The organism is Aquabacterium sp. A7-Y (assembly GCF_026153205.1).
Taxonomy (GTDB): Bacteria; Pseudomonadota; Gammaproteobacteria; order Burkholderiales; family Burkholderiaceae_C; genus Caldimonas.
Genome location: NZ_JAPFBW010000031.1, coordinates 79,207 through 86,988, shown reverse-complemented (window position 1 = coordinate 86,988; position 7,782 = coordinate 79,207). Strand labels below are relative to the sequence as shown.

Here is a 7,782-nt window from a genome sequence, read left to right as displayed (position 1 = left end):
CGGCTCGCGTCGATCACCACGTGAGGTGACGTGATAGACAGCGCCGGGAAACTCGATGCGCAACGGACGGGTCATGCCCCCAATGTAGGCGGCGAGATGGGGGACTTCAAATTTAAGGCCTGACCCCCGCCCGCTGACCCGGCGACACGCTGCTCGGCCTCATTGATGGCCTGCACAAAACGGCGCCCCAGGTCGGGCGCGCGCTGCGCGTAGTAGGCGATCTGTTCCAGGTACTCGCGGCGAGCTGCGGGCAGGAACCGCCGCGGCAGCGTCATTTGTACTTTTGCAGCAGGGCCACAGCCTCGGCGTGGACCTGCTCCGAGGGGATCGCCTCGGTCAGGCCCCGATCGTATTCGTCGAGCCGTCGCAGCGCCTCTTCGTTCCACTGCCGCTCGACGTCCTCTGAAGGCTCGGCCGGGTCCAGCGACTCCAACAGGTCCAGCACCAGTGCCGCGCGCTCCTCTTCCGACAGAGTGCGGGCTTCAGTTCGGATTTGGTCGAGGGTCAACATGGCGGCCTTGTGTCGCAAAGCGGGTGAGGCTTATTAGAACGCATCTCACGCCAGGTGTTCCAGCGTTTTCCGCGCTGGAGTACGCTGGAATAGGGAGAGAATGCACCGTCACAGCGCGTGCATCTTGACCGCCTGGCAGGGTAGTGGTCCCTCTGCGCCGGCGGCCGCGTCAGACGCGATCAGCCCATCCGCTTGAATCGCCCGCTTCCAACCGGGTCACCAGCCGGTCGAGGGTCTGTGGTGGCGCGCCGGCGCCTGCGTGCTGGTGCAGCAAGGTGGCTTCAGCGCGGTCCACCTCGACCGGGAAGGAGCGCGCACCGTTGCCAAGAGCCAGATCGTGCGGGTGATGCCGTTGGTGAAGCCGACATAGGGCACACGTACGGTCTCAACGTGGCACACCCGGGTGAGGAACAGGAGGTGGCGCTCGCGGTGAACCACGCGCCCCTCTCCCACCAGACAGGACACCAACGCCAAGGGGACGGGAGCGGCCGCGCCTCGGGCGAACCCTGCGGCCGCTTCCGGGTACTTGTAGTTGTGCGGCCAGGTCGCCGGCGCCTGGAAGGCGATGTCCGCATTGCTGCGAAACGGATCGGCTCGCCAGAGAGCCAAAAACTTGGCGGCGTCGACCAACACCACCGCTCTCTTGTCGTTCATATACGGCGTGAGTGCTGCTTTCATGTAGACCGGGTGGCCGCTGGCCGTCTCGATCTCGAAGACGACGGCCTTCGTCCGGTAAAAGCGTTGCACGCCCAGTACTTTGCACATGCTGCCACCTCCTGGGGCTCTGACCTGGCAGGCATTTCACAACATACCGTAGCCGGTCAGCGTGCCGTCCGGCTTGCGGTCCGCGACCGAGGGGAAGCTGTTTTTCTAGCATCGTGATGAGCGGGTGCAAGAGCCGTTGCCTCGAGGAACACCCCGCCTGCCAAATCTTGCAGCAATCCAAGCGGCGCCAGTGCCACGTGGGCCAGCGGGCGGGGCGACCGGTCTTGCCCACCGGTTTGTCCAACGTTTCAGTGGACAAGCGCCCGCGACGGTTCGCCCGGCTTCAACCGCGACCAGGGCTTGCCGGGTCCTGGAACACATTGAGCGCACAGGTCGCCGTGCGGCGTTCCAGGGCGCGACGGCCACAGACGGCAGTCAGCGCAGGTACAGGAGGATGGGCAGGACGCCCGTCAGCCTGCCCAATATCTTCGGGCCCTGCAGCAGTAGCAGGGCCATGATCAGCCGAGCCGGACACGCCCAGATGCGGCGTGCGCTGTACATGCCCGCTCTTGTGGCATCCCGCCACGACCCGGCGGTCAAGGCATTTGGGGATCGGCTGCGCGCCACCGGCATGGCACCCAAGGCCGTCATCGGGGCCTGCATGCACAAGCTGGCGATACTGATCTACGGCGTGCTGCGTTCGGGCAGCCGTTCAACCTGCAGATCGCGATGCCGAAACTTGACTTTCATGACGGTATCTGACCCTGACGCCCCCTGACGCCCTGCGGGCCTTCAAATCTAGGGCCTCTGACGCCTCCTGGATGCCTTGCTGGAGGGACGAAACCTACCGGCTTGCTTTCTCAAGAGCCAGTGCCGCAAGCAGGTCGGCGCCCTCTACCGCGACCCTCTCCCAGAGATCTCTGAACGACTCTTCGCTCAAATCGGCGCAGTACGAGAGCGCGAGGAGCGTCGCGGGATGAACTTCGAGCACGCTCGCCAGTTCCTCGATCTTCCCCAGCGTGGGCACCTTGAGCCCGCGTTCAACGGCACTCAGGTAGGTCCGACCACTCACGGTGTCGAACTGCTCCTGCGACAGGCCCCGCAAGGCGCGCACGGCCCGCAGCGTGCGTGCGAACTTCGACTGCATCACGGTTTTGTTTCGATTCGACACCCGCCGATTGACGCACCCGGAACCCTATAGGGCTACACCCTACAGAATTCGTTTCGTGTGATCACACACACTGCCGGCAGGTGGCGTGAGCAGGCGGCAGGACAAAATTTCTGGGAGACGCCGATGCGAATGCTCTTCGTCGATTGCGACGGCTGCTTGCACCCGGATCGATTCGTCAGCTGTCCGGGACGGATCGGTGAGGGGCTTCCTGTCGTCGAGACCCGCCTCCCTCGCCGCTGCCAGTGGGTGCCCATCCTGGAACGGTTGCTCGCCCCCCATGAGGATGTCGGTATCGTGATCTATTCGAGTTGGCGCTACATCCACTCTCACCGGGAACTGGTGCACCTGCTCGGGCCCCTTGCTTCGCGTTATCTCGGCGTCACGCCTGCCGGGCGGAGTTACGAGTCCGTCTCCGCTTGGTTGAAAAACGCGGCGGGCGTCGGGGACTACCGCGTCCTCGATGCGACACGCGGCGATATGGCCAAGCCGGCCCCGCAAAAGCTCATCACATGCGATCCCAGATCAGGGATTTCGTCTCCTGAGGTGCAGGAGCAACTGCAAGCCTGGTTGTGGGCGGATCCGTGGTTGGACGCCGCACAGTGAGGCCAGACTTGCCCGCTGGTGCGCAGCCCACCGACGAAGCCGTCGTCACTGGACGGGGGCAGGTCTTAAATCGTAAGTGCCACGCCCTGCCATGTTCCGACATGCGGGACTTCAAATTTAGGTTCTTCAGACATTTGCGTGGGTGTGACCCCCGCCCTCTGCGCATCCGAACCGGGCCCTAAAGCCTCGCCCAGCGAGGTCGAAACGTGCGCGCGGATACCGAACACCTTGTGTCCACGCAAGCTCTTTTCCGTAACTCCCGGCGCTTTACCAACATGTCACCTGTAAGAGTTGACACCCCCTTTTCTGAGGGTTGCCACTTACTAACCCCTTTCGTTACAGTGCGTTGCCGCTGTCATCCGGCAATACAAACAAAGAGCAAGAACAAGGTATGCAAAGCATCCGCGCTGTCGAGGGTCAGACACTTTGCCGCAAATCCGGTACTTACTTTGACGGGTCTTTCAGGGGGCTTTCAGCTTCTCCCGCCGTGGTAGCGCACCCCCCCTTTTCCCTCGATATGTAACCGCCGGCTCCGCGCCCATGAACACCGCGCTTGCTCTGCAGCTTGCCAGCGACATGCTCAAGATCGGCCTGATCCTGTGCACCCCCTTGCTGGCCGTGATCCTGGTCACTGGCGTGATCGTCAGCGTGCTTCAGGTCGTCACCCAGGTGCAGGACCCCTCGCTCGCTTTCGTGCCCAAACTCGTGATCTTCGTCGTGGCGCTGATCCTGCTTGCGCCCTGGATGCTGGGCAAGCTCACGGGCTACGCCACCGAGCTGTACGGCCGCCTGGCCCAGCTCGGCTGAGCCGGGTCTTTCGCCCAAGAGCCCGCCGACCATGAACTTCGACACGCTCGCCACCTGGGGCACCGCCGTGATGTTGATCACGGTGCGCTTCTCGGTCGCGCTCGGCATGTCGCCGGTACTCGCCTCCTATGGCTTGCCGGCCATGGTGCGCGTCGCCTTGATCGTCGCGCTGTCCGCCCTGGTCTGCGCCGGCGGCAACATCACGGCCGATCCCCGGCTGCTCGACGACGGTGGAGCGCTGATGGTCGCCGTCGCTGCCGAAGCCGTCTCCGGCGCGCTGCTCGGCTTGGGCGTGCATGTCGTGATGGCCGCCTTCGCCGTCGCCGGCCGCCTGCTCGACGTGCAGATCGGTTTCGGGATCGGCTCGGTGTTCGACCCCGTCACGCGCTCCAGCGCCAATGTGCTCACCTCGCTGCTCAGCCTGCTCGGTGTCACCTTGTTCGTGATGGCCGACGCGCACATCGCGCTCGCCTCCATGCTGGCCGCGTCGTTCTCGGTCTTCCCGCTTGGCGAGTTCCCGCAACTCGCCGACCCGCTGCGCATGCTGTCCGCCGTCGGCGCGCTGTTCAGCTTCGGGCTCGCGCTCGCCGCGCCCGCCGTGCTGGCCCTGCTGGTCACCGATGTCGCCATGGGCCTGATCTCGCGCAACTCGCCGCAGATCAACGTGCTGCTGCTCAGCATCCCGGTCAAGGTGCTGATCGGCCTGCTGGTGCTCACGGTCAGCATCCCCGCCTGGGCGCCGCTGGTCGAGCGCCTGTTTTCGCTGAGTTCCGACGTGCTGGGAGCACGCCCATGAGCGGTCAGCAGGAACTCGACCGCAACGAAGACGCCACCGGCTTCAAGCTGGAGAAGGCGCATCGCCGCGGCTCCATTGCCAAAAGCGCCGAGGTCGGTTTCGCCTTCGTGCTGGTGGCCGCCACCGCCTGCCTTTACGGGCTGGGCGAAAGCACGCTGCGCGAGCTGGCCACCTTGCTGCCGCGTGCCTTCATGCATGCCTCGCAGGAGCAGCTGTCGGCCGCCGGTGCACTGCGCCTGGTCTCGGCGCTCGGCAGCTTCGCGCTGCAGGCCGTGGCCGCGATCCTGTTCGTGGTCTGGCTCACCGCGCTGGTGCTCGGTGCGGCGCAGGCGCGCGGCGTTTTCACCGCCGAGCCGCTCAAGCCACAGTTCGAACGCATCAACCCGGCCGCCAACTTCAAGCGGCTGTTCTCGGTCAAGACGGTCTACGAAACGGCGCGCACCAGCCTCAAGCTGGCCTTCATGGCCGCGGTGGTCGGCGCCTGGGGCTGGGCCAAGGTCGACGAGTTCCTCGGCCTGCTTGCCTTGCCCTCGGGAGGCCTGCTGCGCCAGTCCATCGCGCTGCTTGGCGAGATGCTCGCGCTGGTCGCGGTGCTGTTCGCGATGTTCGCCTACGTCGACTGGCTGTTCACCCGCTGGGAGTTCCTGCGCCAGATGCGCATGTCCAAGCGCGAAGTCAAGGAGGAGCACAAGGAACGCGAAGGCGACCCGCGCATCAAGCAGCGTCTGCGCGAGCTGCGGGCCGAATGGGCCAAGCGGGCGCGCTCGGTCAAGAAGGTGGGTGAGGCCGATGTGCTGCTGACCAATCCGACCCACTATGCCGTGGCGGTCGAGTACCGCCACGGTGAGATGCCGGCCCCCCGCGTCACGGCCAAGGGCGCCGGCGAGCTGGCCTTGCGCATGCGTCGCGAGGCCTCGCGCCGCGGCGTGCCCATCGTGCAGAACGCGCCGCTCGCGCGGGCCCTGTTCGCGGACGTGGAACAAGACCGCTACGTGCCCGAGCAGCACTTCGGCCAATTGGCGCGCATCCTGCGCTGGGTGTATGCGGCACGTCCGGCCTCGCGGCCCCAGGGAGCCTGAGCGATGTCCGCCCTCAAAGCCATCCTCGGCCGCAACACCGACCTGGCGCTGATCGCGCTGGTCATGGGCGTGCTGCTGGTCCTGTTCGCGCCCATCCCGTCGGCGCTGCTGGACTTCCTGATCCTGCTCAATTTCTCGCTGGCACTGCTGGTCCTCTTGATGACCTTCTACGCGCCGCGGCCGGTGGAGTTCTCGACCTTTCCCGCCATCCTGCTGATCGCCACCTTGTTCCGGCTGGCGCTCAATGTGTCGGCCACGCGACTGATCCTGTCCGACGGCGAGGCCGGGCGGGTCATCAATGCGGTGGGCACCTATGTGGTGGGCGGCAACTATGTGATCGGGATGATCGTCTTCCTGATCCTGGTGGTGGTGCAGTACGTGGTCGTGACCAACGGCGCGCAGCGGGTCTCGGAGGTCGCCGCGCGCTTCACGCTCGACAGCATGCCCGGTCAGCAGATGAGCATCGATGCGGACCTCAACATGGGCTTCATCGACCAGGACGAAGCCAAGCGCCGCCGCAAGACGCTGGAACGCGAAGCGGCCTTCTACGGCGCAATGGACGGCGCCAGCAAGTTCGTCAAGGGCGACGCCATCGCCGGCATCGTCATCATGCTGATCAACATCGTCGGCGGCCTCGTCATCGGCGTGCTGCAGCAGGGCATGCCCTGGGGCGAGGCGCTGCGCCATTTCACCCTGCTGACCATCGGCGACGGCATCGTCACGCAGATCCCTGCGCTGGTCATCTCGGTCGGCACCGGCCTGATCGTCACCCGCTCCTCGTCCGACAGCCAGCTGGGCACCGAAGTGCTGCGTCAGCTGGGGGCCTTCCCGCGCACGCTGGCGATCGTCGGCGTGGTGCTGCTGGGCATCGGGCTGCTGCCCGGCATGCCGCTGGTGCCAGTGCTCGCGATCGCCGCGGGGGTGGCCGCCGCCTACTTCCTGGCGCGAAACGCGAAGGCAGCGAAGGCCGAGGCCAAGCCGGACGATGCGGCCCAGGACAAGCTCGGCGCCGACGACCCCTACGCGGTCTACGACGTCGAGCCGGTCGAGGTGGAGCTCGGCTCCGCGCTGGCCCAGCACCTGGGCGGCGAGCAGGGCATCCTGATGGAACGCGTGGCGGCCTTCCGCACCCAGTTCGCGGGCGAGATGGGCTTTGTCATTCCCAAGGTGCGTTTCAAGGAATCAGGCTCGCTGGGCAAGGAGGCTTACGCGATCTCGCTCTTCGGCGAGGTGGTGGCCTCGGCGCAGGTGATGGTGGGCAAGACGCTCGCGATCCACCCCAGCGGGGACCTGACCCTGGTGCGCGGCGTCGAGACGCGCGAGCCCACCTACGGCCTGCCGGCGCTCTGGATCGAGGAGGCCGACCGCGACGCCGCACGGGCCGCGCGCTACACCCTGGTCGACGCGGTCAACGTGCTGTTCACCCACCTCTGCGAGGTGATGCGCCAGCGGGCGTCCGAGCTGTTGACGCGCACCGAGACCGACAAGCTGCTCGGCCGCCTGCGCACCGCGCAACCCGGGCTGGTCGAGGAGCTGATCCCGACCCTGCTGGCAGTCAGCGATGTGCAGAAGGTGCTGCAGAACCTGATGCGCGAGAAAGTGCCCATCCGCAACATCCAGGCCATCGTGGAGTGCCTGGTCGACGCCTCCCGCACCACCAAGGACACCGGTGCTCTGACGGAAGCGGTGCGCCAGCGCCTCGCCACCAGCATCTGCAACAGCCTGAGCGCCGATCGCAAGACGCTGCACGTGATGACGCTGGACCCCGAGGTGGAGGACGGCCTGATGCGCCAGGCGACCGGCCAGGCGGGCAGCAGCGACGCGCGCCTGATCGACGGCCTGCTGCTGCGCATCGCGGCCAGCTCCGAACGGATGATGAAGTCCAACCTGATCCCGGTCGTGCTGTGCGCGCCGGAATTGCGACGCCAGCTGCGCGCCTTGTGCGAGCGCGCGACGCCGCACCTGCGCGTGGTGTCGATGGCCGAGATACCACCGGGCTATGAGCTGAGGGCCTTTGCCTCGATCACGGCCACCTAGCACGACGACCAACGACCGATACAGAGCCAGAGCAAGACTGCAAACCCGGCGAACACGGGGGAGGGAAACACAG

The 7,782-nt window shown here is 66.0% G+C and carries 10 protein-coding genes; 6 read left to right on the top strand and 4 right to left on the bottom strand.

Annotated features, from left to right (window positions below; genetic code table 11):
* Window positions 1-71: 71 nt before the first annotated feature.
* The 3 genes from OOT46_RS24010 to OOT46_RS24000 all read right to left on the bottom strand — a co-directional run bounded on the left by OOT46_RS24010 (window position 72) and on the right by OOT46_RS24000 (window position 1,258).
* Window positions 72-275, bottom strand: coding sequence for a hypothetical protein (locus tag OOT46_RS24010; RefSeq protein WP_265406159.1), 204 nt, complete (start codon window positions 273-275; stop codon window positions 72-74).
* Window positions 272-511, bottom strand: coding sequence for an addiction module protein (locus OOT46_RS24005; RefSeq protein ID WP_265406158.1), 240 nt, complete (start codon window positions 509-511; stop codon window positions 272-274). The genes OOT46_RS24010 and OOT46_RS24005 overlap by 4 nt, the downstream gene beginning before the upstream one ends.
* Before the next feature lie 216 nt (window positions 512-727).
* Window positions 728-1,258: a plasmid fertility inhibition factor family protein gene (locus OOT46_RS24000; RefSeq protein ID WP_265406157.1), complete on the bottom strand. Its 531-nt coding sequence runs from the start codon at window positions 1,256-1,258 to the stop codon at window positions 728-730.
* Window positions 1,259-1,670: 412 nt separating this feature from the next.
* Between OOT46_RS24000 and OOT46_RS31025 the strand changes: the two genes are divergently transcribed.
* A complete protein-coding gene (locus OOT46_RS31025; protein WP_416136248.1) occupies window positions 1,671-1,994 on the top strand; it encodes a transposase in 324 nt (107 codons plus the stop codon).
* Window positions 1,995-2,060: 66 nt separating this feature from the next.
* On the opposite strand, the gene OOT46_RS23995 is transcribed toward OOT46_RS31025, so the two are convergent.
* A complete protein-coding gene (locus OOT46_RS23995) occupies window positions 2,061-2,363 on the bottom strand; it encodes a helix-turn-helix domain-containing protein (protein WP_265406156.1) in 303 nt (100 codons plus the stop codon).
* A gap of 153 nt (window positions 2,364-2,516) precedes the next feature.
* Here OOT46_RS23995 and OOT46_RS23990 point away from each other — a divergent pair, with 153 nt between their 5' ends.
* From OOT46_RS23990 to OOT46_RS23970, 5 genes are all read left to right on the top strand, one after another.
* The gene (locus OOT46_RS23990; protein WP_265406155.1) at window positions 2,517-2,990 is read left to right on the top strand and encodes an HAD domain-containing protein; all 474 of its coding nucleotides are present in this window, start codon (window positions 2,517-2,519) and stop codon (window positions 2,988-2,990) included.
* Window positions 2,991-3,530: 540 nt separating this feature from the next.
* Window positions 3,531-3,797, top strand: coding sequence for a flagellar biosynthetic protein FliQ (locus OOT46_RS23985; RefSeq protein WP_265406154.1), 267 nt, complete (start codon window positions 3,531-3,533; stop codon window positions 3,795-3,797).
* Window positions 3,798-3,828: 31 nt separating this feature from the next.
* A complete protein-coding gene (locus OOT46_RS23980; protein WP_265406153.1) occupies window positions 3,829-4,593 on the top strand; it encodes a flagellar biosynthetic protein FliR in 765 nt (254 codons plus the stop codon).
* On the top strand, window positions 4,590-5,672 hold the full coding sequence (locus OOT46_RS23975; protein ID WP_265406152.1) for an EscU/YscU/HrcU family type III secretion system export apparatus switch protein: 1,083 nt from the start codon (window positions 4,590-4,592) through the stop codon (window positions 5,670-5,672). Before OOT46_RS23980 ends, OOT46_RS23975 begins: the two co-directional genes overlap by 4 nt.
* Window positions 5,673-5,675: 3 nt before the next feature.
* Window positions 5,676-7,709: a flagellar biosynthesis protein FlhA gene (locus tag OOT46_RS23970; protein WP_265406151.1), complete on the top strand. Its 2,034-nt coding sequence runs from the start codon at window positions 5,676-5,678 to the stop codon at window positions 7,707-7,709.
* The last annotated feature ends 73 nt before the right edge of the window (window positions 7,710-7,782 follow it).